This window comes from Streptomyces sp. NPDC046870 (assembly GCF_040704595.1).
Lineage (GTDB): Bacteria > Actinomycetota > Actinomycetes > Streptomycetales > Streptomycetaceae > Streptomyces > Streptomyces argyrophylli.
In genome coordinates, this window is record NZ_JBEYXM010000004.1 from 134,337 (window position 1) to 157,589 (window position 23,253).

A 23,253-nucleotide genomic window follows, 5' to 3' on the forward strand; every position below is an offset into this window, starting at 1 on the left:
GCCCGGAAAGGATCCGGAGAACGACGACCGGCGCGGGTACGACACCCGCGGACAGGGGACGCGCGCCGCACGGCCGCCGCCGTTGCGGACACTGCTACCCCCACCGCGGGCGCCGTACCCGCCTGTCTCGCCCCCTGAGCGGCACCGGCCCCCACCGGTGCTGTTCCACAGAGTACGGATGGCAGCACACAGCGGAAGGCGAATTGCAGAACTGGCCGTCCGGCGCGTTTATGGTGTGCCGCATGTTTCGTATTGAGGCGGAAGTCGACAAAGAGCGACGTGATCTGCTCCGCGCACGGCTGCGGGAGACCAACACGGCGGCGTCCCCGGTCCTGGCCGCGCTGCGCGGCACGCCCGGCGAACGCGAGACACCCCTCCACCTCTGGGCACTGGACACCGCGGGCGGCCTGGCGGGCGGCCTGGTCGGCCACACCTGGACGACCTGGCTGCACGTCACCTACCTCTGGGTGGACGCGGCACACCGCGGCGCGGGCCTCGGCACCCGCCTGCTGGCGGAGGCCGAACGCATCGCCGCGACCGACCGCGGCTGCACGGCGTCCCGCCTGGAGACCTGGAACTTCCAGGCCCCGGACTTCTACCGCAAACAGGGCTACGAGGTGGTGTGCGTGATCCCCGACTACCCGCCGGGGATCACGGAGTACACACTGACGAAGCGACTGGGCTGACGCGGATTCAGACGAGCCGGCGGGCGCCTGCCGAAGGGACCGCTTCGAAGACTCGGGGGCGGGTGAAGGCCGCCGCGGCGAACGCCTCTTCGATCGCCTTGGTCAGGGTGTCGACGTCGGTCGCCTCCGCCAGGACGATCGCCGAGCCGCCGAAGCCGCCGCCGGTCATGCGGGCGCCCAGGGCGCCGTTGGCGAGGGCCGTGTCGACGACCAGGTCCAGCTCCGGGCAGGAGATGCGGAAGTCGTCGCGCAGGGAGGCGTGGCCCTCGGTGAGGACCGGGCCGATGGCGCGGGTGTCGCCGGCACGCAGGAGGGCGACGGTGCGTTCGACCCGCTCGTCCTCCGTGACGACGTGGCGGACCAGGCGGACGATCTCCTCCTCGTCGCCGAGGCGGGCGAGGGCGGCGTCCAGGCCGTCGTAGGGGATGTCCCGCAGGGCGTCGACGCCGAGCAGGGCCGCGCCCTTCTCGCAGCCGGCCCGGCGCTTGCCGTACTCGCCGCCGCTGTGGGCGTGCTTGACCTGGGTGTCGACCACCAGCAGGCGCAGGCCCCCGGCCACGAGGTCGAAGGGGATCTGCTGCTGGGACAGGTCACGGGTGTCCAGGAACAGCGCGTGGCCCTGCTCGCAGCAGGCCGACGCCGTCTGGTCCATGATCCCGGTCGGCGCGCCGACGTAGACGTTCTCGGCGCGCTGGCACAGGCGGGCCAGCCGCCAGCGCTGCAGGCCCAGGTCGTACAGGTCGTTGAGCGCCAGGGCGATCACGACCTCCAGCGCGGCCGACGAGGACAGGCCCGCGCCCGTCGGGACCGTGGAGGACAGGTGGATGTCGGCGCCGGTCACCTCGTGACCGGCCTCGCGCAGCGCCCACACCACGCCCGCCGGGTACGCGGTCCACGCCTGGTCGGTCCCCGGGGCGAGGGCGTCCAGCCGCAGCTCCACGACCCCGCCCTCGACGTCCTCCGAGTGCAGGCGCAGGACGCCGTCGTCGCGGCGGGAGACCGCGGCGACCGCCTGGTGCGGCAGCGCGAACGGCATGACGAAGCCGTCGTTGTAGTCGGTGTGCTCACCGATCAGGTTGACCCGGCCGGGCGCCGCCCACACGCCCTCCGGTCCGGCCCCGTACAGCTCGGTGAAGCGCTCCGCGACCTGCTCTGCACCCACTAGTGCTCCTTCGAGATGCTCTGCGCGAACTCCCACGCGTCCGCGACGATGCCCGCGAGATCCGCGCGGGTCGGGTTCCAGCCCAGTTTCTCGCGGGCGGTGTCCGCGGAGGCGACCAGGACGGCCGGGTCGCCGCCCCGGCGCGGGGCCACCACCTCGGGGATCGGGTGGCCGGTGACCTCGCGGACGGTCTCGATGACCTGGCGGACGGAGAAGCCGTTGCCGTTGCCGAGGTTGCAGATCAGGTGCTCGCCCGGGGTGGCGGCGCGGACCGCCAGCAGGTGGGCTTCGGCCAGGTCGGCGACGTGGATGTAGTCGCGGACGCAGGTGCCGTCGGGGGTCGGGTAGTCGTCGCCGAAGACCGAGATCGCGTCGCGGCGGCCCTGGGCGACCTGGAGGACCAGCGGGATCAGGTGGGACTCGGGGTCGTGCCGCTCGCCGTACGCGCCGTACGCGCCGGCCACGTTGAAGTAGCGCAGGGAGACCGCCGCCAGGCCGTGCGCGTGCGCCTCGCCGGTGATCATGTGGTCGACGGCGAGCTTGGAGGCGCCGTAGGGGCTGGTGGGCCGCGTCGGAGCGGTCTCCGGGATCGGGGCCTGCTCCGGCTCGCCGTAGGTGGCGGCGGTGGAGGAGAAGACCAGCTTGCGGACGCCGGCCTCGCGCATCGCGGCGAGCAGGGCCATGCTGCCGCCGACGTTGTTCTCCCAGTACTTCTCCGGCTTCACCACCGACTCGCCGACCTGCGAGAACGCGGCGAAGTGCAGCACGCCGTCGAAGGACGGGTCGAGCCACTTGGCGGCGTCGCGGATGTCGCCCTCGATGAAGGCCGCGCCGGCCGGGACGCCCGCGCGGAAGCCGGTGGAGAGGTTGTCGAGGACGGTGACCTCGTGGCCGGCCTCCAGCAGGTGCTGGGCCACGACACTGCCGACGTATCCCGCGCCACCCGTCACCAGGTACTTCATGAACTCGCTACCTCTCGCAGTCGCTCGGCCGCGCGTTCCGGCGGCACGTCGTTGATGAACACGCTCATGCCGGACTCGGAACCCGCGAGGAACTTCAGCTTGCCGGAAGTACGGCGGATGGTGAAAAGCTCGAGGTGGAGCGCGAAGTCGTCGCGCGTGACACCGTCGAACTCCTCCAGCGCGCCGAACGGGGCCTGGTGCCAGGCCGAGATGTACGGCGTCGGAGGCTCACCCTCGCCGAAGATCCGGTCGAAGCGCCTCAAGAGTTCCAGGTAGACCTGGGGGAATTCTGTGCGGGCGGCCTCGTCCAGCCCGAGCAGGTCGGGCACGCGGCGCCTCGGGTACAGGTGGACCTCGTACGGCCAGTGCGCCGCGTACGGCACGAAGGCCGCCCAGTGTTCACCCTCAAGGACGACCCGCTCGCCGGCGAGTTCCCGTTCCAGGACCGCGTCGAACAGGTTCTCCCCGCCGGTGGCCTCCTTGTGGGCGGCGAGGGAGCGGAACATCAGCGCGGTGCGCGGGGTGGTGAAGGGGTAGGCGTAGATCTGCCCGTGCGGGTGGCCGAGGGTCACACCGATCTCGGCACCGCGGTTCTCGAAACAGAAGACCTGCTCGACGGAGGGCAGATGCGACAGCTCCGACGTGCGGTCCGTCCACGCGTCCAGCACCAGCCGTGCCTGTTCGACGCCCAGGTCCGCGAAGGAGGCGTCGTGGTCGGAGGTGAAGCAGACGACCTCGCAGCGGCCGGAGTCGCCGGCGAGGGAGGGGAACCGGTTCTCGAAGACGACCACGTCGTAGGAGGAGTCCGGGATCTCGCTGAGCCGGTCGCCGCGGGTGGGGCACAGGGGGCACTCGTCGGCGGGCGGGTGGTAGGTGCGGCCCTGGCGGTGCGAGGCCACGGCGACCGAGTCGCCGAGCAGCGGGTCGCGGCGGATCTCGGACGTGGTGACCGTACGGTCCAGCGGGCGCCGGTCGACGGCGTCGCGCACGGTGTCGTCCCGCAGGTCGTAGTAGATCAGCTCACGACCGTCGGCCAGCCGGGTCGAGGTCTTCTTCACGCCGGACTCCTTGTTCGGGCCCTACGGGTGTGTCCGCACCCAATCACTCAACACAAACAAACATAACAGACCACAACTCCACAACACCTCGGTCGATCACAATCAAACAAAGAACACCAGTCGAAGTGTTCAAATATCGAACACGGCGGCGTAGGTTCCGCTCTGGATCAGTTCGCGCAACGAAGCGAGTTCTCATGCAAACCCCCACATACGCCCCCACCTATCTGGCGGCGGAGCTACGGCTCCCCACCAACTGGCTGGACTACACGATCCTGGCGATCTACTTCGTCGTCGTCCTGGGCATCGGCTTCGCGGCCCGCCGCTCGGTCAAGACGAGCCTCGACTTCTTCCTCTCCGGACGCTCGCTGCCCGCCTGGATCACCGGCCTCGCCTTCATCTCGGCGAACCTGGCGGCCACCGAGATCCTCGGCATGGCCGCGAACAGCGCCCAGTACGGCGCCTACACCGTCCACTGGTACTGGATCGGCGCCATCCCCGCCATGGTCTTCCTCGGCCTGGTGATGATGCCCTTCTACTACGGCAGCAAGGTCCGCTCGGTCCCCGAGTTCCTGCTGCTGCGCTTCGACCGGGGCGCCCACCTGCTCGCGTCGATCCTGTTCGCGTTCGCCGCCATCCTGATCGCGGGCGTCAACCTGTACGCCCTCGCGATCGTCGTCGAGGCCCTGCTCGGCTGGCCGCAGTGGGTCGCCATCGTCGTCGCCGGCGCGTTCGTCCTCGCGTACATCACCCTGGGCGGCCTGTCCTCGGCGATCTACAACGAGGTCCTCCAGTTCTTCGTGATCCTGGCCGCGCTCATCCCGATCACGATCCTCGGCCTGAAGAAGGTCGGCGGCTGGGGCGGCCTGACCCACAAGCTGACCGCGACCCACGGCGCCGACTTCACCACCGCGTGGGGCGGCACCGGCATCGGGCACGCCAACCCGCTCGGCGCGAACTGGCTGACCATCGTCCTCGGCCTCGGTTTCGTGCTCTCCTTCGGCTACTGGACCACCAACTTCGCCGAGGTGCAGCGCGCCCTGTCGGCGAAGAACCTCTCGGCGGGCCAGCGCACCCCGCTCATCGCCGCCTACCCCAAGATCTTCATCGTCTTCCTGGTGATGATCCCGGGCCTGGTCGCCGCCGCGATCGTGCCGAAGTTCGGCACCGCCGGCTCCGGCTACCAGTACAACGACGCGATCCCCTTCCTGATGCAGGAACTGCTGCCCAACGGTGTGCTCGGCATCGCCGTCACCGGTCTGCTGGCGGCCTTCATGGCGGGCATGGCGGCCAACGTGTCCTCCTTCAACACGGTGTTCACCAACGACATCTGGGCGAAGTACGTGGTGCGGGGGCGCGAGGACGGCTACTACGTCCGCTTCGGCCGGCTGATCACCGCGATCGGCGTCTGCGCCTCCGTCGGCACGGCGTTCCTGGCGTCCTCGTTCTCGAACATCATGAGCTACCTCCAGACGCTGTTCTCCTTCTTCAACGTGCCGATGTTCGTCGTCTTCATCGTCGGCATGTTCTGGAAGCGGGCATCCGCGAAGTCCGGTTTCTGGGGCCTGCTCGCCGGCACCGTCACCGCGATGGTCAACTACTTCGTCCTCTACAAGAAGGACATCATCTCCATCCCGACCGACCAGGGCGCCAACTTCGTCTCCGCCATCGCGGGCTTCGTCGCCGGCGCGGTGGTGATGGTCGCGGTGTCCCTGTTCACCAGGCCGAAGCCGGTGGAGGAGTTGCAGGGCCTGGTCTACGGCACCCGCTCCCCCGGCATGTCCGAAGCGCCCGCCGAGGGCGACGACGCGTGGTACCGCAAGCCGGCCCTGCTGGGCTGGGGCGCTGTCGCGCTGGCCGCCGTCTGCTACATCCCGTTCTCGTTCTGACGCGGGAGGATCGAGGAACCATGACCGAGCATCCTGAGCACCCCGAGCAGGCTCGTCGCCCGCTGCACTACACCGAGCAGGACGTCCAGCGGGAGGTCTCCGAGCTGGAGACCAAGTCGGCGACCGCGGCGCGCATCTTCGACCTGCGGCGCATCATCGGCGGACTCTTCGTGGTCTACGGCGTCATCGTCACGATCACCGGGATCACCGACTCGCAGGCCGCGATCGACAAGGCCGAGGGCGTGAACATCAATCTGTGGACCGGGATCGGCATGCTGCTCCTGGGCATCTTCTTCCTGGCCTGGCTGAAGCTGCGGCCCACTCCCCCGCCGCTTCCTCCGGAGGGTCTGCCGGAGGAGGGGGCGGGCGAGTAAGCGCCGTCTCCACCCACGGGCGCGCGGGGGGCTGGTCGCGCGGTTCCCCGCGCCCCTGGGCACGTGCAGTCGCCGTCGGCCGGCATGCCCGCTCGGCCTGCGGGCAGTCGTGCCGCTCGGGGCGGAACGGGTGGGCGCAGGCGGCACCCCGTCAGCGCGGGCAAGCGTCCCCGCCGGCTCCAGCAGAGGGTGCCTGTCCGGCGGACGCGCCCCGCAGGGGGCCCGCGCGGTCCAGCAGACCCGTTCGGGCTGCCAGGGCCGCCGCCTCCAGGCGGGAGCCCACGCCCAGTTTCATCAGCACCCGCTGGACGTGCGTGCGCGCCGTGCTCGGTGCGATCCCCATGCCCGCCGCGATCCGCCGCGTGTCCTCCCCGTCGGCCACCCGCACCAGCACCTCCACCTCCCGCGGCGTCAGCATCTCCAGCAGCCGCTGGGCCTCGTCATCGGGCTGCGCGGCCGGGTTCAGCAGCTCGCCGAAGGCCCCCTGGAGCAGTTGCGGAGCCACCGCCGCCTCCCCGGCGCGGGCCTTCATGATGGCCCGCTCGACCCCCTCGATCCGCTCGTCGTGCCGTACGTACCCCGACGCGCCCGCGGCGAAGGCCGCCGCGATGCCGCGCGGTGACGGCACCGGGCCCAGCACCAGCACCGCCACCTGCGGACGCTCCCGCTTGATCTTGACCACCGGGTCGAAGATCCCCGGCTCGGCCGGTGCCGCCGTGCCCAGCAGGCACACCTCGGGCGCCCGCGCGATCACGAGGTCCGCCGCGCCCGCGGCCGGCGCCGCCGCGGCGAGCACCCGGTGCCCGCGCAGCTTCAGCGCGGACGCCAGCGCCTCCGCGAGCAGCCGATGGTCGTCCACGACCATGAGCCGCACTCCCATAGAGCAACCCCCCAGTCCCCCCGGCACCCCCGCCCTTCATGCCCCCGGAAGCTACACGCTTGTTCGACGTCGCGCTGCCCCTCTTCATGAGAAGTGCCCCGGATCGATGAAATCCGGGGCACTTCTCGGCAAGTCACTCATTCGGGTGAGGCCGGTGGATCAGCCGTCGGTGCCGAACGCCATCACGAGGTACTCCTTGCTGTACGACGACATGTCCCGCTCCTTGGCGAACACGGCGGACATGTACAGCCGGCCCTTGCCGAAGCGGAGCTCGGCGTACTCCGGCAGCAGGTTGACCTCGGAGTCCCGCACGCTCTTGGTGGACGGGTTCTCCAGCAGCCTGGTCACCTTGAACGAGCCGCCGTCGATGCTGACGACCTGGCCGCCCTTGTTGTACGGCGGGGCGTTGTAGGCGATCAGGTTGCCGCCGTCCATGCGTAGCGGGGAGAGCGTGTACCCGTCGCCGGCCTCGGCGCGCTGGCCGGTCGGCTTGCCGGTCCTCAGGTCGAAGGCGACGATCTCGTTGGTGCGGGTGTACTCGCCCTTGCCGTCGTGCGCCTCGGTCATCAGGTACAGCCTGCCGTTGCCCGCCACGATCTGCCGGCAGTCCTCGACGCGGGTGGTGCCGTCGCAGCGGCCCCCGTAGGTGTCGCCGGGCGCCGGGATGCGGGCGAGCAGCTTGCCGGTCCTGTCGTCGATGGAGAAGTAGTCCGAGACGCCGCTGCCGTCGCCCGCGCTCTGCCCGACGTCGGCCGCGACCACCAGCGGGTCCGTGGACACGACGGAGGCGTACGCGACACCGTCCGGCATCCTGTACTCGGAGATCACCTTGCCGCTGACCGGGTCGATGGTCTGGATGCTGAGCTGCGGGTCGTCGTACTCGCCGCACTTGCGCACCGCGACCAGCCGGGTCCCGCCGCCGTAGCCCTCGTCGTGGCAGGTGTCGTCCGGCTTCGGCTGCCACAGCGTCTTGCCGGACTCGATGTCGAACGCGGCGCCGCCGTCGGTGCCGCCGACCGCGACGGTGTGCTGAGCGACCGTCACATTGGCGAAGGTGATCGGGTAGTCACCGGACTTGACCGACTTCGTCCACAGTTTCTTCCCCGCGGTGAGGTCGATCGCGGCGACCTGGCTGCACCCCGCGGACGAGCCCTTCGCCGGCATCCTCGGCTGGAAGGCGATCGCCGTCCGGCCGTCCTCGTCGACGTGCTTGCTGGTCGCGCAGACCGGGCCGGGCAGCTTGACCGTCCACAGCTCGGTGCCCTTCACCGGGTCGTAGCCGGTGATCTTCGCGATGCCGCTCTTGGCGTACACCGTGTCCGTCAGCCACGAGCCCGCGGTGCTGACCGTGTCGTCCGCCTTGGGCAGCGGCACCCCGAAGAGCAGCCGGGCGGACGGGTCGGCGGGCGCCTTCTCCTTGCCGCCACCGCCGCCGGTGCCCCCGGAGCCCTTGTCGTCCGGACCGCCGGTGCCGCCGCCGGAGGCCGCGGTGCCGTGCTTGCCGTCGTCCCCGGAGGACCTGGCGTACCAGACGCCGCCGCCGATGATCAGCGCGATGGCGACGACCGCCGCGACGACGATGAACAGCACGGCGTTGTTCCGCCCGCCGCCCGCCCCCGGCCGGGGCGCCATCGGCACGGTCGGCGGCTGCCCCTGGCCCGGATGGCCGTAACCCGGCTGCGCGCCCTGCATGGGCTGCGTGGGCTGGGCGTAGGGGTTGTGCGGCTGGGCGCCGTAGCCGTGGAACTGCGGGGCGGTGGGGGCCGGGGGCTGCTGCGCGTACGGGTTCTGCTGCGCGCCGGGGTAGCCGTAACCGGGCTGCGGGGGCGGGACCGGCGGATAGCCGTACCCCGGCTGCGGGGGCTGCGGGGGCTGGGCCGGCGGCTGATTGGGGGCTGGCTGGCTGGGGGGCTGGTTCGGGGGCGGCTGGGGCGGCTGGGTCATGGCGCGGGTACCTCGGTGACGCTCGGAAGGCCGTACGGCGGGCGGGACTCGGGAAGGACGGGCCGCGGCCGGCGCGGGGGCCGGCCGGGGGCGCGCCGGGCTCAGTTGCCGAAGGCCATCATGAGCTTCTCCTTCGAGTCGTCGTCGCCGGACAGCCGGCCCGAGGAGATGAAGAACCGCCCGTCGACCCAGTCGACGACGCCGTCGTAGAAGGTGTCCTCGGCGTCGGCGGCGCCCTGCGGGTTCCGCAGGAGGCCGGTCGCCCTGTGGGAGGAGCCGGTGACCGGCACCGACACCACCTGGCCGCCCGCGTCGTACGACGGCCGCACATAGGCGACGAGCTTGCCGCCCTCGACCTTCACCGGCGCCATCGGCCGGTCCACCGGGGACTTCACCCGCCACTTCGCCTTGCCGTCGGAGAGGCTGATCGCGACGATCTCGTTGGCGCTGACGGTGGAGTCGGTGGGCAGGTAGAGCATGCCGGCGTCGACCGCGACGCCCTGGCAGCCCTGCAGCTCGCGTTCGAGGACGGCCCAGCCGCAGCGGGGGGCGAACTTCTCGTTCACCTTCACCTCGGAGCGGAACTTGCCGTCCTCGGTGAACGTGGAGATGTTCCAGGCCTTCTTGTCCCGGTTGGTCAGGTAGACCACGAGCGGGTCGACCGAGTAGGTGCGGGTCACCTCCCAGCCCTTCTTGAGCGCCTGGGTCCAGCGCACCTTGCCGGTGGCCGGGTCGAGTTCCTGGATCTCCTCGTGCTCCTTGGCGGTGCCGGCGCCGCAGGAGGCGACCTGGATCAGCCGGCCGGTGCCGCCCGCGAAGGCGGCCGGGAAGCAGGCCGCGCCGTACTTCTTCTTGTCGTACAGCTTCTTGCCGCTGTCGATGTCGTACGCGGTGCCCGACTGCGAACGGCCCACCATCAGCGTCGTGCCGCTGACCGTCAGTTCGACACTGAGCGCGCTGTCGAACAGCCCGCCGTCGGCGACCTCGGTGCTCCAGCCCTTCGCACCGGTGCGCAGGTCGAGCTGCTGGAGCTGGTTGCACTTGGCGCGGTCGCCGCCGCCGTTCATGTACGCTACGACGATCTTGTCGTCGGCCGACTTCTGCGGGGTGACGGCGCAGATCTTCTGCGGGAGGGTGAGCGGCCCCCAGGCGGTGCCGCCATCCGCGGCGCGGAAGGCGAAGACCTGCTTGTAGGCCGCCTTCACCGCCGTGCCGCCGGTGATCCACATGCCGGGCGCGTCGGCGCCGGAGGCCGGGGCGTCGGGCGCCGGCTTGTACCAGAGCACCTTCGCCTCGCCGGGCCGGCGGCCCTCGTTGAGGTTCTCCGGGTCCGCGCCGCCGCCGGCGGAGGTGGTCGGCGAGGCGGTGGCGGAGTCCTTGGGGTCGTCGCTCTGCCGGGCGACCGGCTTCTTCGTGCCGCCGCCGTCGCCGTCGCCGGTGACCGCGAACACCGTGCCGCCGATGACGAGCAGCGCGGCCACCGCGGACCCGGTGATCAGCGCGGTCTTCTTCCGGGAGGCCCGCTTGCCGTCGAGGGGCCCGCCGGGCGCGGCGCCGGGCATGCCCGGGTACGGCGGCTGCTGCGGGTGGCCGTAGCCGGGCTGCGGGGCGCCGTACGGGCCGGGCTGCTGCGGGTAGCCGTAGGGACCGGGGGCGGCGCCGTACGGGCCCGGCTGCGGGGGCTGCTGCGGATAGCCGTAGCCCGGCGGGGGCTGCTGCGGAGGACCGGCGGGCGGCTGCGGCGCGCCGAAACCGCCCTGGGCCGGCGGTGTCTGCGGGGCCGGGCCGAAACCGCCCTGGGCCGGCGGCGTCTGCGGGGCCGGTCCGAAACCGCCCTGCGCCGGCGGCGTCTGCGGGGCCGGTCCGAAACCGCCGGCCTGCGGCGGCTGGTCCTGCGGCGGTCGGTCCCCCGGCGGCTGGTCCTGCGGTGGGCCGAATGCGCCGTGCGGCGGCTGGTCGGGCGGCTGAGTCATCAGCGCTCTTCCCCCTCGTTCACTGACTTTTAGCCACGCCCTGAGGTTCGTGACGCACTCAAGGTCGTTCTCAGACTGTTCTCAGACGGCTCTTTCTATCACCCGGTACAGACAGCACACGGGGCCGTGTCCTCCCCTGTTCCCAAGGGACGACCGGCCCGTGATGCCGTCGTTACGCGCCTTCACGCCCCCTTCACGCGGCGCTCGCGCCCCCCGCGTGAGCGGGCGTCAGGGATCAGGCGTCCTCCGCCAGTTCCAGCCAGCGCAGCTCCAGTTCCTCGCGCTCCCCGGCGAGGTCCCGCAACTGGGCGTCGAGTTCGGCCACCTTCGCGAAGTCGGTGGCGTTGTCGGCGATCTGGGCGTGCAGCCTGGACTCCTTCTCGGAAATCCTGTCCAACTGGCGCTCGATCTTCTGGAGTTCCTTCTTCGCGGCGCGCTGGTCGGCCGCGCTCCTCTCCTGCGTGACCGGCTTGGACGCCGCGGCGGCGGTCTGCGCGGCGACCGCCTCCTCCATCCGCTGCCGCCGCTCCAGGTACTCGTCGATGCCGCGCGGCAGCATCCGCAGCGTGCCGTCGCCGAGCAGGGCGAACACCCGGTCCGTCGTCCGCTCCACGAAGAACCGGTCGTGGGAGATGACGATCATCGAGCCGGGCCAGCCGTCGAGGACGTCCTCCAGCTGGGTGAGGGTCTCGATGTCGAGGTCGTTGGTGGGCTCGTCCAGGAAGAGGACGTTGGGCTCGTCCATGAGGAGCCGCAGCAACTGCAGCCGCCGCCGCTCACCGCCGGAGAGGTCCCCGACCGGCGTCCACTGCTTCTCCTTGCCGAACCCGAACGTCTCGCACAGCTGCCCGGCCGTCATCTCGCGGCCCTTGCCGAGGTCGACGCGCTCCCGGACCCGCTGCACGGCCTCCAGCACCCGCCAGGTGGGGTCGAGTTCGGCGACCTCCTGGGAGAGGTAGGCGAGCTTGACGGTCTTCCCGACGGCGATGCGGCCACCGGCGGGCTGCTCCTCGCCCTCGGTCCGTGCGGCCTCGGCCATCGCGCGCAGCAGCGAGGTCTTGCCGGCGCCGTTGACGCCGACGAGGCCGATCCGGTCGCCCGGGCCGAGCTGCCAGGTGACGTGCTTGAGCAGCACCTTCGGCCCGGCCTGCACGGTGACGTCCTCCAGGTCGAAGACGGTCCTGCCGAGCCGGGAGGAGGCGAACTTCATCAGCTCGCTGCTGTCCCGGGGCGGGGGCACGTCCGCGATCAGCTCGTTGGCGGCCTCCACGCGGAAGCGCGGCTTGGAGGTGCGGGCGGGTGCGCCCCGCCGCAGCCACGCCAGCTCCTTGCGGATCAGGTTCTGCCGCTTGACCTCCTCGGTCGCGGCGATCCGCTCGCGCTCGGCGCGGGCGAAGACGTAGTCGGAGTAGCCGCCCTCGTACTCGTACACGTCACCGCGCTGCACGTCCCACATGCGCGTGCACACCTGGTCCAGGAACCACCGGTCGTGCGTCACGCACACCAGCGCCGAGCGCCGGTTCTGCAGGTGCCGGGCGAGCCAGGCGATGCCCTCGACGTCGAGGTGGTTGGTGGGCTCGTCCAGGACGAGCAGGTCCTGCTCCTCGATGAGCAGCTTGGCCAGCGCGATCCGGCGCCGCTCGCCACCGGACAGCGGGCCGATGACGGTGTCCAGCCCCTTCGGGAAGCCCGGCAGGTCCAGCCCGCCGAACAGCCCGGTCAGGACGTCCCTGACCTTGGCGTTGCCGGCCCACTCGTGGTCGGCCATGTCGCCGATGACCTCGTGACGCACGGTGGCCGCGGGGTCGAGGGAGTCGTGCTGGGTGAGCACGCCGATCCGCAGGCCGCCGGAGTGCGTGACCCGTCCGGTGTCGGCCTCCTCCAGCTTGGCGAGCATCCGGATGAGGGTGGTCTTGCCGTCGCCGTTGCGTCCGACGACCCCGATCCGGTCCCCTTCCTGCACACCGAGCGAGACACCGTCCAGCAGGGCACGGGTGCCGTACACCTTGCTGACGTTCTCGACATTGACCAGGTTGACGGCCATTTCACTCCTGTGCGCGGGGCTGTGACGGTGTGCGGCTCCGCCGCGTGGGTCAGCCTTCTAGCGTAGGGCCTGCGGGGGTGGGGGCGGGGCGCGAGGGGGTTGTCACTCTTTGTGATGACGTGATCGGAACTCTGCCGTTACCGTGGAGGGCAGGCACCAGGATCTTGTCCATGGGAGGAACCATGACAGCCCAGCCTGCTGAGCAGTCGGGATGGCGGATGCCCCCGATGGACGGCTACACCGTCGATGACCTGCTCACCCTGCCTGATCTCCCGCCGCACACCGAGTTGATCGACGGGAGCCTGGTCCTGGTGAGCCCGCAGCGTTACTTCCACTTCGCCGCGATCGACCTGCTGGTGGCCGGTCTGCGCGGCACCGTGCCGCCGGACCTCAAGGTGGCGCGCGAGATGACGGTGGTACTGGACAGGCGTAACGGGCCCGAACCGGACATCTCCGTGATCAGGGCCGCAGCCAAGAAGGGGCCGAGGCAGACGTACTTCGAGGGGAAGGACGTCGTACTCGCCGTCGAAGTCATCTCTCCCGAGTCCGAGGCCCGTGACCGGCTCACGAAGACCCATAAATACGCCGCGGCGGGCATCCGGTACTACTGGCTGGTCGAGATGGCCGAGCCGGACGAGTACCCCGCCGTGGAGGTCTTCGAGCTGTCGGAGGAGACGGGCATGTACCAGTCGGCCGGCATCCACCGGGACCGCATCAAGGTCGACAGGCCTTACCCCATCGACATTGATCTGACCGCCATCGACAACCTCTGACCCCCTCAGAGCACCGTCGCCCCCGCCACAGGCCCCGCCGCCACCCGCACCGACCTGCACGTGCCCGACGCCCGCAGGGCCTCGGCCACCTTCTCCGCCGACCCGGCGTCCCGCGCGAGGAAAGCAGTCGTAGGCCCGGAACCCGAGACCAGCGCGGCCAGCGCACCCGCCCCGCGCCCCGACTCCAGGGTGTCCGCCAGCTCCGGGAAGAGGGACAGCGCGGCCGGCTGGAGATCGTTGGAGACGGACGCGGCCAGCGCCTCGGCGTCCCCCTTCGCCAGCGCCGCCACCAGCTCCGCCGAGGCCACCGGCTCCGGGATCCGACGCCCTTCGGCCAGCCGGTCGAACTCGCGGAACACCGCCGGCGTCGACAGGCCCCGCTCCGCCATCGCGAAGACCCAGTGGAAGGTGCCGCCGACCTCCAGGGCGGTCAGCCGCTCACCCCGCCCCACCCCGAGCGCCACGCCCCCGACCAGGCTGAACGGCACGTCACTGCCCAGCTCGGCGCAGATCGAGAGCAGCTCGGCACGCGAGGCACCCGTGCCCCACAGCCGGTCGCAGGCGAGCAGCGCGCCGGCGCCGTCCGCGCTGCCGCCCGCCATGCCACCGGCGACCGGGATGTCCTTGGCGATGTGGACGTGGACGTTCGGTTCGATCCCCCGGCGCGCGGCGAGCGCGATCGCGGCGCGCGCGGCGAGGTTGGTGCGGTCCAGCGGGACCTGGGCGGCGTCGGGGCCCTCGCAGGTGATCCGGAGCTCGTCCGCGGGGGTCACCGTGACCTCGTCGTACAGCCCGACGGCGAGGAAGACGTTGGCGAGGTCGTGGAAGCCGTCGGGGCGGGCGGCGCCGACCGCGAGCTGGACGTTGACCTTGGCCGGGACCCGGACCGTGACGCTCACGCGCCCGCCTCCTTGTGCTCGGCGATCCGCGCGAACTCCTGAACCGTCAGCGACTCCCCGCGTGCCTGCGGCGAGACCCCGGCCGCGACCAGGGCCGCCTCGGCCGCCGCCGCGGACCCGGCCCAGCCGGCGAGCGCGGCCCGCAGGGTCTTGCGGCGCTGGGCGAAGGCCGCGTCGACTACGGCGAAGACCTCGGCCTTGGAGGCGGTGGTCCTGACCGGCTCGGTCCGCCGCACCAGGGACACCAGCCCGCTGTCGACGTTCGGCGCGGGCCAGAAGACGTTGCGCCCGATGGCCCCGGCCCGCTTGACGTCGGCGTACCAGTTGGCCTTCACGGACGGCACGCCGTACACCTTGTTGCCCGGTGCGGCGGCGAGCCGGTCGGCGACCTCGGACTGCACCATCACCAGCGTCCGCTCGATGCTCGGGAAGGTGTCGAGCATGTGCAGCAGCACGGGGACGGCGACGTTGTACGGCAGGTTGGCCACCAGGGCCGTCGGCGCGGGTCCGGGCAGTTCGGTGACGTGCATGGCGTCGGAGTGGACCAGCGCGAAGCGGTCGGCGCGGTCCGGCATGCGCGCGGTGATGGTGGCGGGGAGGGCGGCGGCGAGGACGTCGTCGATCTCCACGGCGGTGACGCGGTCGGCGGTCTCCAGCAGCGCGAGGGTGAGCGAGCCGAGCCCCGGCCCGACCTCGACGACCACGTCGTCGGGGCCGACCTCGGCGGTACGGACGATACGGCGGACCGTGTTCGCGTCGATCACGAAGTTCTGGCCGCGCTGCTTGGTGGGACGGACACCGAGCGCCGCCGCGAGTTCGCGGATGTCGGCGGGGCCGAGGAGGGAATCGGGGGTGGGGCTGCTCACGGGACAAGGGTACGGGGCCGCACCGGGCCGGGTTGCCAGGTGCTCCTACCCCTTCAGCCTCATCCCGCAGTGCGGCCACGGGCTCGCCCCCCGCCGGATGTACAGCTTCTTCGCCCGGTACGTCTGTTCCTCCGCCGAGGCGTCCTGGGGGCGGCCCTTGCCGCCGAGGCTCTGCCAGGTGCGGGTGTCGAACTGGTACAGCCCGCCGTACGTCCCGGAGGGGTCGACCGCGTCGGGCCGGCCGCTGGACTCGCAGGCGGCGAGCGCCCGCCAGTTCAGGCCGTCGGCGCCGCTCACGGAGGGCGGCCGGGGCTTGGTGCCCACCTTGATCACCTGTGTGCGCGGCTCGCGCACCACCTCCGACCTCTCGGGGCGCGGCCTCTGCCGTACGCCGTTGACGGTGCGCACGTGATAGGTGGTCCGGCGCAGTCCGGGCTGTCCGGGCCGCGCGACGACCTCGGTGCCCCGGAAGACCGTGGGGTCCGCGGTCCGCTCGACGGCGAACGGGATCTGCTCCTCGTGGATCTCCCGGGTGCTGCTCACCCGCAGCACGGTCACCGTCTGCCCGTCGCGCGGGAAGCTGTCCGGCGGGACGGAGGTGGTGTCCTGGCCGCGCAGCGTGATCCCGGCCTCCTCGACCGCTTCCCGGACGGTGGCCGCGTTGGTGCGGATGGTGCGGGTCCGGCCGTCGGCCAGGACCGTGACCGCGCGTTCGGTGCGCACGTCGAGCGCGAGCCCCGCGCGTCCGATGTGCCGGGAGCGGGAAGTGGACAGATACGCGCCCTCGGCGCGCACCCCCAGCTCGTCCAGCGCGCCCTCCACCGTGCGCGCCGTCGTCCACACCTCGCGCCGGCGGCCGTCCAGGGTGAGCCGCACCGGGCGCCCGTACCGGACCGCGACCGCGTCGCCGCTGGAGAGCGCCGTGCCGGAGGCGGGCGCGATCGTGTCGTGCGTCCCCACGCGTACGCCCTCCTCGGCGAGCAGTTCGCTCACGTCGTCGGCGAACGTGTGCAGGCTGCGCTGTCTGCCGTCGACGCTCAGCTCGACCGCCTTGTCGTTGGCGACGAAGGCGGTGGTGCCGCCGGCCAGGAAGGCCACGACCAGCGCCTGCGGCAGTAGGCGGCGCACGGTGGAGTCCGGACGCTCGCCGTAACGCGTCCGGCGCCGGCGCGGGACCCGCCCGCCGGTCTCCTCGGCCTCCTCGGACACCTCGGCCTCGGGGGCCGGCGTCTGCCGGGGCAGCGGCGGCGCCGGCTCGGTGACGAAGTACGCCTCGGCCTCGTAGGCGGGCCGGTAGGTGTCCTCATGGATGCCGTACGGCAGCGTCTCCGCGGTATGGACGGAGGCGTCAGGGCCGTAGGGGTCGTACGTCTCGTACGGCGACGTGCTCACGCCGACACGCTCCAGGGGCCAGGGGGTCCGGATCGGGCCCCCAGAACCTAGCGGAGCGTCGGTCACTCTCCAAAGCGACGCGACTACGGACGGTCGCGACCCGAACGGGTGGCCGGCGCCCCGGACGGACGGCCGGTCCGGACGGCCGGCCCCACGGAACGGCCGGTCAGTAGCCGAAGGCGCGGGCCGTGTTCGCGGCGAGGGCCGTCGCCAGCGCGTCCTCGTCGACCCCGCGCACGGCGGCCATCGCACGGACCGTGACCGGAACGAGATACGGCGCGTTGGGCCGTCCGCGGTACGGCGCCGGGGTGAGGAAGGGCGCGTCGGTCTCCACGAGGACCAGCTCCGTCGGGGCGACGGCGAGGGCGTCGCGCAGGTTCTGGGCGTTCTTGAAGGTGACGTTGCCGGCGAAGGACATGAAGTAGCCCTCGCGGGCGCAGATCCGGGCCATCTCGGCGTCGCCGGAGTAGCAGTGGAAGACGGTGCGCTCGGGCGCGCCCTCCTCCTTCAGGATCCTGAGGACGTCGGCGTGGGCGTCGCGGTCGTGGATGACGAGCGCCTTGCCGTGCCGCTTGGCGATCTCGATGTGGGCGCGGAAGGAGCGCTCCTGGGCGGCCTTGCCCTCGGGGCCGGTGCGGAAGTGGTCCAGGCCCGTCTCGCCGACGCCCTTCACCTGCGGCAGCCCGGCCAGCCGGTCGATCTCGGCGAGGGCCTCGTCCAGCGCCGCGTCGCCGCCCGGCTCCCGGGCGCCCTGCCGCGACCATCCGTCCGGGTCGCCGTGGACGATGCGCGGGGCCTCGTTGGGGTGGAGGGCGACGGTGGCGTGGACGTTCTCGTACGCCGCCGCCGTCTCGGCGGCCCACTGCGAGCCCTTGAGGTCGCAGCCGACCTGGACGACCGTCGTGACACCCACCGAGGCGGCCTTCGCCAGGCCCTCCTCGACCGTGCCGGACTGCATGTCCAGGTGGGTGTGGGAGTCGGCGACGGGCACCGCCAAGGGCTGGGGCAGCGGTGGTGCGGCGTTCTTGTCGGCGTCGCTGGGGCTGTGGCCGGCGTTCGAAGGCATGCTCCGATCCTACGGAACGGGCATGCCGCCGAACGGCCGGCGATCCGCTCAGCCGGCCTTGCGCTGGAACGGGTGCAGGAGGTCGGACAGGTGCCAGTGGTGGTGCGGCGTGCCGGCCGGGACGGCCTGTGCGGTCCGCCCGGGCACCTGCGGCGACTCGACCGGGCCCGCCTGCGGCACCCGGTGGTGCTGCCGCTCGGCCGTGCCGCGCACCGCGGAGACCTGGCCCGCGCGCATGATCCGTACGACATGGCCGTCGCAGTTGTGGCAGGACGGCCGGCTCAGCGGCGACGGCACGACCTGGTCGTCGGCCACGTACAGCACGAACTCCTCCCCCTGGGCGTTCGTGTGGTGCTCTATCTCGTACGACTGCTCCCAGCCGTGCCCGCAGCGCATGCAGGCGAACGAGTACGACTCGTGAACGACGGCTGTGGCTGTGGCGCGGAGGCCGGTCCGCCCTGCTATGTCACTCATGCCAGCTCCCTGTCGGACGGGTGCGTCCCTCTGGACGGGTGCGTCCCTTCGACCAGTGGACGCCTCCGCCGGCGCGGGCGCAGCAGGGCTGTCGAGTGTTGGAGGCGATTTGGACATCGCTTGTCAAACAGTCGCGAATGAGACGGCTGTGCTTTGCCTTCGACGCCAGCCTTTTGCCCCCTCATGGGGCGCGCGGCGGCGCTCGGCGGGGGCGCGGGGGCCGCGTGACGGCCTGCCTCACCCCGCGGCGCGCTTGGCCGCCACCACCGCGTCGAACACGACCCTCTTCGGCAGTCCGGCCTCCGCCGCCACCGCCGCGATGGCCTCCTTGCGGCGCTCGCCGGCCTCCTCCCGGACCCGTACCCGGCGCACCAGCTCCTCGGCGCCGAGTTCCTCGGGCCCGGTCTCGGGCGCGCCCTCGACCACCACGGTGATCTCGCCGCGCACGCCCTCCGCGGCCCACCGCGCCAGCTCGGCCAGCGGACCGCGCCGTACCTCCTCGTACGTCTTGGTCAGCTCCCGGCAGACGGCGGCCCGCCGGTCGGCGCCGAAGACCTCGGCCATGGCGGCGAGGGTGTCGTCTAGCCGGTGCGGGGCCTCGAAGTAGACGAGGGTGCGCCGCTCACCGGCGACCTCGCGCAGCCGGGACAGCCGTTCCCCGGCCTTGCGGGGCAGGAAGCCCTCGAAGCAGAAGCGGTCGACGGGCAGCCCGGACAGGGCGAGCGCGGTGAGCACGGCGGACGGCCCCGGCACGGCGGTGACCCGGATGTCCTGCTCGACGGCGGCGGCGACCAGGCGGTAACCGGGGTCGGAGACGGAGGGCATCCCGGCGTCGGTCACCAGCAGCACGCGCGCGCCGCCGAGCAGCTCCTGGACCAGTTCCGGGGTGCGGGCCGACTCGTTGCCCTCGAAGTACGACACCACGCGGCCCTTCGGCGTGACGCCCAGCGCCTGGGTGAGCCGGCGCAGCCGCCGGGTGTCCTCGGCGGCGACCACGTCGGCGCCGGCCAGCTCCTCGGCGAGCCGGGGCGGCGCGTCCGCGATGTCGCCGATGGGGGTACCTGCGAGGACAAGGGTTCCAGTCACACCCCCATCCTCCCAGGGATTCCCGGGCCGCCCGCCCGCGGTCCGGGGCCGTCGCCGGGGCTGCCGCGAGCGGGACGGAGCCGACCGTGTCCCGACCGGTACCGCACATGCACGGGACTCGCACAGGACGTTTCCCTACGATGGCGCGGTGACCACTACCGCGTCCTCCATGGACCTCCGGCAGGACCAGGCACCGCACGACCGCCGGCCGTCGTGGCAGCGTCGGCTGCGCCGATTCGGGTACGCGCCGGCCACGGACGCGCCCTCGGGCGACGTACGCGACCGGCTGGTGCCGCCGTACGCCGAGCCGAGCCCCCGGCTGTGGCGGACGCTCGGCGTGCCGCCGCTCCTGGCCGAGCGGCTCACGCGGTGGTCGGGCTGGGGCGGGCCGCTGCTGGTGACGCTGATGGCGGGCGTCATGCGGTTCTGGAACCTGGGCAGCCCGCGGGCGGTGATATTCGACGAGACGTACTACGCGAAGGACGCGTGGGCGCTCGTCCACCGCGGTTTCGAGGTCAGCTGGGACCGGTACGGCAAGAACGCCAACGACATGGTGCTCCAGCAGCACGGGCACCTGGCGATCCCGACGGACCCGGCGTACGTGGTGCACCCGCCGGTCGGCAAGTACGTCATCGGGCTGGGCGAACTGATCTTCGGGTTCGACCCGTTCGGCTGGCGGTTCATGACGGCGCTGCTGGGCACGCTCTCCGTCCTGCTGCTGTGCCGGATCGGCCGCCGGATGTTCCGCTCGACGTTCCTCGGCTGCCTGGCGGGCGCGCTGATGGCCGTGGACGGCCTGCACTTCGTGATGAGCCGGACCTCGCTGCTCGACGGCGTGCTGATGTTCTTCGTGGTGGCCGCGTTCGGCTGCCTGGTCGTCGACCGGGACCGGGCCAGGGAGCGGCTGGCCGCCGCGCTGCCGGCCGGACCGGACGGGCGGGTGCGGCCCGACGAGCGGGTCGCCGACGCCTTCCGCTTCGGGTGGCGCCCGTGGCGCTGGACGGCCGGGGTGATGCTGGGCCTGGCCGTGGGCACCAAGTGGAACGGGCTGTACGTCCTGGCCGCGTTCTGCGTGATGACGCTCCTGTGGGACGCCGGCACCCGCAAGGTGGCGGGCGCGCGCCGCCCGTACCTGGCCGTCCTCAAGTACGACACCGGTGCCGCCTTCCTGGCGACGGTCCCGGTGGCGCTGGTGGTCTACCTGGCCTCCTGGACGGGCTGGATCCTCTCCCCGGCCGACGGCACGGGCGGCTACTACCGCAGCTGGGCGGCCACCGACGGCAGGGGCGGCACCTGGTCCTTCCTGCCGGACTGGCTGCGCAGCCTGTGGCACTACGAGCACGAGGTGTACAACTTCCACGTCCACCTGGACCAGCCGCACACGTACCAGTCCAACCCGTGGAGCTGGATCGTGCTGGGCCGCCCGGTGTCGTACTTCTACGAGTCCCCCTCGCCCGGCGCCGACGGCTGCCCGGTGGACGCGGGCCAGAAGTGCGCCCGGGAGGTGCTGGCGATCGGCACGCCGCTGCTGTGGTGGGCGGCCTGCTTCGCGATCCTCTACGTGCTGTGGCGCTGGGCGTTCCGCCGGGACTGGCGGGCCGGCGCCATCGCCTGCGGCATCGCGGCGGGGTACCTGCCCTGGTTCCACTACCAGGAGCGGACGATCTTCCTCTTCTACGCGGTCGTCTTCCTGCCGTTCCTGTGCCTGGCGGTGGCGATGATGATCGGGGCGATCGTCGGCCCACGGGGTTCGACCGACACCCGCCGCGTGATCGGCGCTTCGGCGGCGGGCGTCCTGGTCCTCCTGATCGCCTGGAACTTCGTCTACTTCTGGCCCCTGTACACGGGCCAGGCCATCCCGATCGACTCCTGGCGGTCGCGGATGTGGCTGGACACCTGGGTCTGAGTCACGGTTTCGGCAACTCCCGTCACAGGGGGAGCGCAACCGCTTACAGTGCTCCCGCTACCTGTTTTGAACATGTTCAACAGGCTGAACGGGAGGGGAAGCGCATCATGCGCAACGGGGTGAAGGCGGCCGTCATCGGCGGCGTGTGCGTCACGCTGCTCGGCGGTGCCGGGTACGGGCTGTACAACGTCGCGTCCGCACTGAACGGTGACGACGGCCCGGGAGGCTCGGCGGCCGTGCGGACCGGTCCGCCCAGCGGCCGTGAGGTGAAGGAGACGACCGGCGCGTTCTTCACGGCCTGGGAGAAGGGCGACGCGGCGGCCGCGGCGTCGTACACGAACTTCCCGGAGGCCGCCGAGGAGCTGCTGTCGGCCTACGGCCACGACGCGCACATCGGCAAGGTACGGGTCACACCCGGCCGGGCCACCGGTGACACGGTGCCGTTCACGGTGCGGGCCACGGTGTCGTACGCCGGCGCCTCCCGGCCGCTGTCCTACCGCAGCGAGCTGACCGTCGTACGCGGCCAGACCTCGCACCGCGCGCTGGTCGACTGGCAGCCCTCCGTCGTCCACCCGCGGCTGCGCAAGGGCGACACGCTCACCACCGGCGACTCGGCCGCCCCCGAGATCGAGGCCGTGGACCGCAGCGGCAAGGTGCTCACCCGGGTGACGTACCCGTCCCTCGGCCCGATCCTGGACGAGTTGCGCCGGCGCTACGGCGACAGGACCGGCGGCCGGCCCGGGGTGGAACTCGTCATCCGCCATCAGGCGGCGGCCGACGGCAGCCAGGTCGCGGACACCCCGCTGCTCACCCTGGCCAAGGGCAAGCCCGGCAGGCTCCCCACGACGCTCAGCGCGAGCGCCCAGGCGGCGGCCGAGAAGGCGGTGCTGAAGTACCCCGACTCCTCCGTCGTGGCCGTCAAGCCGAGCACCGGCGAGATACTCGCCGTCGCCAACAACCGCGACGACGGCTTCGACGCGGCCCTCCTCGGCGAACGCGCCCCCGGCTCCACCATGAAGATCATCAGCGCGGCGACCCTCATCGACAACGGCCTGACCACCGCGAACGGACCGGCACCCTGCCCGCCGTCGGCCGTCTGGCAGAGCCAGACCTTCCAGAACCTCAAGGGCATGACGCCGGACGAGCACGCCACCCTCGCCGACAGCTTCGCCCGCTCCTGCAACACGGCGTTCGTGAAGTTCGCGGACGAGGTGAAGGTCGACTCCCTCACCCGCGAGGCCGAGGACCGCTTCGGGCTCGGGCGCAACAACTGGCAGGTCGGCGTGCCCACGTTCGACGGCCGGGTGCCGGCCTCCGGCGGTCCGGACACCGCGGCGGGCCTGATCGGCCAGGGCCAGGTCCAGATGAGCCCGCTGAACATGGCGTCCGTCACGGCCACCGCGAAGACCGGCACCTTCCGCCAGCCCCTGATCGTGCCGCTGCGGCTGGACGACCGGAAGCCGGCCCGCGCGCGCGGGCTGTCGCCGGCCACGGCCCAGCAGCTGCGCGCCATGATGAACCGCACCGCGCGCAGCGGCACCGCGGCCGGCGTGATGGCCGGGATGAGCGGGGACGTCGGCGCGAAGACCGGTTCCGCGGAGGTCGACGGGGAGGCGCGGTCGGACAGCTGGTTCGCCGGTTACCGCGACGACGTCGCCGCGGCGGCCATGGTCCAGGACGGCGGGCACGGCATCGACGCCGCCGGGCCTATTGTCGCAAGCCTGCTACGGAACGCGGGCTGACGTCACCCGGGAAGACGGGGACTTTAAGGTGATTGCCGTCGTTGGGGGATGTGAGGGCCGCGGGGACCCTGGGAAAGGTG

19 protein-coding genes are annotated in these 23,253 nt (G+C 72.0%); 6 read left to right on the plus strand and 13 right to left on the minus strand.

What is annotated here, in order from left to right; all coding sequences use genetic code 11:
- Positions 1-230: 230 nt before the first annotated feature.
- Positions 231-686 carry an N-acetyltransferase gene (locus AB0946_RS11690; RefSeq protein ID WP_366760695.1) on the plus strand — a complete coding sequence of 152 codons (456 nt, stop codon included), beginning with the start codon at positions 231-233 and terminating at the stop codon, positions 684-686.
- A 7-nt stretch (positions 687-693) separates the two neighbouring features.
- On the opposite strand, the gene galK is transcribed toward AB0946_RS11690, so the two are convergent.
- Genes galK through galT form a run of 3 tightly spaced genes read right to left on the minus strand, consistent with a single transcriptional unit; the run spans position 694 to position 3,868 of the window.
- A complete protein-coding gene (gene galK / locus AB0946_RS11695; protein WP_366760393.1) occupies positions 694-1,848 on the minus strand; it encodes a galactokinase in 1,155 nt (384 codons plus the stop codon).
- Positions 1,848-2,810 (minus strand): UDP-glucose 4-epimerase GalE, encoded by a 963-nt coding sequence (galE, locus tag AB0946_RS11700; protein ID WP_366760394.1) that lies wholly within the window; start codon positions 2,808-2,810, stop codon positions 1,848-1,850. The genes galK and galE overlap by 1 nt, the downstream gene beginning before the upstream one ends.
- Complete coding sequence (gene galT, locus AB0946_RS11705; protein WP_366760395.1) at positions 2,807-3,868, minus strand: galactose-1-phosphate uridylyltransferase; 1,062 nt, start codon at positions 3,866-3,868, stop codon at positions 2,807-2,809. The genes galE and galT overlap by 4 nt, the downstream gene beginning before the upstream one ends.
- 194 nt (positions 3,869-4,062) lie before the next feature.
- Between galT and AB0946_RS11710 the strand changes: the two genes are divergently transcribed.
- Entirely contained in the window at positions 4,063-5,754 is a 1,692-nt protein-coding gene (locus AB0946_RS11710; RefSeq protein ID WP_366760396.1) for a sodium:solute symporter family protein, read from the plus strand.
- A 20-nt stretch (positions 5,755-5,774) separates the two neighbouring features.
- Positions 5,775-6,128 carry a hypothetical protein gene (locus AB0946_RS11715; protein ID WP_366760397.1) on the plus strand — a complete coding sequence of 118 codons (354 nt, stop codon included), beginning with the start codon at positions 5,775-5,777 and terminating at the stop codon, positions 6,126-6,128.
- A gap of 151 nt (positions 6,129-6,279) precedes the next feature.
- Here the strand turns inward: AB0946_RS11715 and AB0946_RS11720 are convergent, their stop codons facing one another.
- The 4 genes from AB0946_RS11720 to AB0946_RS11735 all read right to left on the minus strand — a co-directional run bounded on the left by AB0946_RS11720 (position 6,280) and on the right by AB0946_RS11735 (position 12,969).
- Positions 6,280-7,008 carry a response regulator transcription factor gene (locus tag AB0946_RS11720; RefSeq protein ID WP_366760398.1) on the minus strand — a complete coding sequence of 243 codons (729 nt, stop codon included), beginning with the start codon at positions 7,006-7,008 and terminating at the stop codon, positions 6,280-6,282.
- 159 nt (positions 7,009-7,167) lie between these two features.
- Positions 7,168-8,952, minus strand: a complete 1,785-nt coding sequence (locus AB0946_RS11725; protein ID WP_366760399.1) for a PQQ-binding-like beta-propeller repeat protein — start codon at positions 8,950-8,952, stop codon at positions 7,168-7,170.
- Between the two features lie 101 nt (positions 8,953-9,053).
- Positions 9,054-10,925 carry a PQQ-binding-like beta-propeller repeat protein gene (locus tag AB0946_RS11730; RefSeq protein ID WP_366760400.1) on the minus strand — a complete coding sequence of 624 codons (1,872 nt, stop codon included), beginning with the start codon at positions 10,923-10,925 and terminating at the stop codon, positions 9,054-9,056.
- A gap of 235 nt (positions 10,926-11,160) precedes the next feature.
- The gene (locus tag AB0946_RS11735) at positions 11,161-12,969 is read right to left on the minus strand and encodes an ABC-F family ATP-binding cassette domain-containing protein (protein ID WP_366760401.1); all 1,809 of its coding nucleotides are present in this window, start codon (positions 12,967-12,969) and stop codon (positions 11,161-11,163) included.
- Between the two features lie 182 nt (positions 12,970-13,151).
- Here AB0946_RS11735 and AB0946_RS11740 point away from each other — a divergent pair, with 182 nt between their 5' ends.
- A complete protein-coding gene (locus tag AB0946_RS11740) occupies positions 13,152-13,742 on the plus strand; it encodes a Uma2 family endonuclease (RefSeq protein ID WP_366760402.1) in 591 nt (196 codons plus the stop codon).
- Between the two features lie 5 nt (positions 13,743-13,747).
- On the opposite strand, the gene AB0946_RS11745 is transcribed toward AB0946_RS11740, so the two are convergent.
- The 6 genes from AB0946_RS11745 to rsmI form a co-directional block, all read right to left on the minus strand.
- Positions 13,748-14,641 carry a 4-(cytidine 5'-diphospho)-2-C-methyl-D-erythritol kinase gene (locus AB0946_RS11745; RefSeq protein ID WP_366760403.1) on the minus strand — a complete coding sequence of 298 codons (894 nt, stop codon included), beginning with the start codon at positions 14,639-14,641 and terminating at the stop codon, positions 13,748-13,750.
- Positions 14,638-15,507: a 16S rRNA (adenine(1518)-N(6)/adenine(1519)-N(6))-dimethyltransferase RsmA gene (gene rsmA / locus AB0946_RS11750; protein WP_366760404.1), complete on the minus strand. Its 870-nt coding sequence runs from the start codon at positions 15,505-15,507 to the stop codon at positions 14,638-14,640. The genes AB0946_RS11745 and rsmA overlap by 4 nt, the downstream gene beginning before the upstream one ends.
- Before the next feature lie 45 nt (positions 15,508-15,552).
- Positions 15,553-16,899 (minus strand): ubiquitin-like domain-containing protein, encoded by a 1,347-nt coding sequence (locus tag AB0946_RS11755; RefSeq protein ID WP_366760405.1) that lies wholly within the window; start codon positions 16,897-16,899, stop codon positions 15,553-15,555.
- A gap of 166 nt (positions 16,900-17,065) precedes the next feature.
- On the minus strand, positions 17,066-17,965 hold the full coding sequence (locus AB0946_RS11760) for a TatD family hydrolase (RefSeq protein ID WP_366760406.1): 900 nt from the start codon (positions 17,963-17,965) through the stop codon (positions 17,066-17,068).
- A gap of 48 nt (positions 17,966-18,013) precedes the next feature.
- Complete coding sequence (locus AB0946_RS11765; RefSeq protein WP_366760407.1) at positions 18,014-18,439, minus strand: hypothetical protein; 426 nt, start codon at positions 18,437-18,439, stop codon at positions 18,014-18,016.
- 237 nt (positions 18,440-18,676) lie between these two features.
- Positions 18,677-19,525 carry a 16S rRNA (cytidine(1402)-2'-O)-methyltransferase gene (gene rsmI, locus AB0946_RS11770; protein ID WP_366760408.1) on the minus strand — a complete coding sequence of 283 codons (849 nt, stop codon included), beginning with the start codon at positions 19,523-19,525 and terminating at the stop codon, positions 18,677-18,679.
- A gap of 148 nt (positions 19,526-19,673) precedes the next feature.
- Between rsmI and AB0946_RS11775 the strand changes: the two genes are divergently transcribed.
- Both AB0946_RS11775 and AB0946_RS11780 read left to right on the plus strand, forming a co-directional pair.
- Positions 19,674-21,431, plus strand: coding sequence for a phospholipid carrier-dependent glycosyltransferase (locus AB0946_RS11775; RefSeq protein WP_366760409.1), 1,758 nt, complete (start codon positions 19,674-19,676; stop codon positions 21,429-21,431).
- Positions 21,432-21,538: 107 nt separating this feature from the next.
- Positions 21,539-23,173 carry a penicillin-binding transpeptidase domain-containing protein gene (locus AB0946_RS11780; protein WP_366760410.1) on the plus strand — a complete coding sequence of 545 codons (1,635 nt, stop codon included), beginning with the start codon at positions 21,539-21,541 and terminating at the stop codon, positions 23,171-23,173.
- The last annotated feature ends 80 nt before the right edge of the window (positions 23,174-23,253 follow it).

Coding starts and splice junctions, on each gene's coding strand:
- AB0946_RS11690 (WP_366760695.1), top strand. CDS start 231: ATGGTGTGCCGCATGTTTCGTATTGAGGCGGAAGTCGACAAAGAGCGA.
- galE (WP_366760394.1), bottom strand. CDS start 2,810: ATGAAGTACCTGGTGACGGGTGGCGCGGGATACGTCGGCAGTGTCGTG.
- AB0946_RS11710 (WP_366760396.1), top strand. CDS start 4,063: ATGCAAACCCCCACATACGCCCCCACCTATCTGGCGGCGGAGCTACGG.
- AB0946_RS11715 (WP_366760397.1), top strand. CDS start 5,775: ATGACCGAGCATCCTGAGCACCCCGAGCAGGCTCGTCGCCCGCTGCAC.
- AB0946_RS11720 (WP_366760398.1), bottom strand. CDS start 7,008: ATGGGAGTGCGGCTCATGGTCGTGGACGACCATCGGCTGCTCGCGGAG.
- AB0946_RS11725 (WP_366760399.1), bottom strand. CDS start 8,952: ATGACCCAGCCGCCCCAGCCGCCCCCGAACCAGCCCCCCAGCCAGCCA.
- AB0946_RS11730 (WP_366760400.1), bottom strand. CDS start 10,925: ATGACTCAGCCGCCCGACCAGCCGCCGCACGGCGCATTCGGCCCACCG.
- AB0946_RS11735 (WP_366760401.1), bottom strand. CDS start 12,969: ATGGCCGTCAACCTGGTCAATGTCGAGAACGTCAGCAAGGTGTACGGC.
- AB0946_RS11740 (WP_366760402.1), top strand. CDS start 13,152: ATGACAGCCCAGCCTGCTGAGCAGTCGGGATGGCGGATGCCCCCGATG.
- AB0946_RS11760 (WP_366760406.1), bottom strand. CDS start 17,965: ATGCCTTCGAACGCCGGCCACAGCCCCAGCGACGCCGACAAGAACGCC.
- AB0946_RS11765 (WP_366760407.1), bottom strand. CDS start 18,439: ATGAGTGACATAGCAGGGCGGACCGGCCTCCGCGCCACAGCCACAGCC.
- AB0946_RS11780 (WP_366760410.1), top strand. CDS start 21,539: ATGCGCAACGGGGTGAAGGCGGCCGTCATCGGCGGCGTGTGCGTCACG.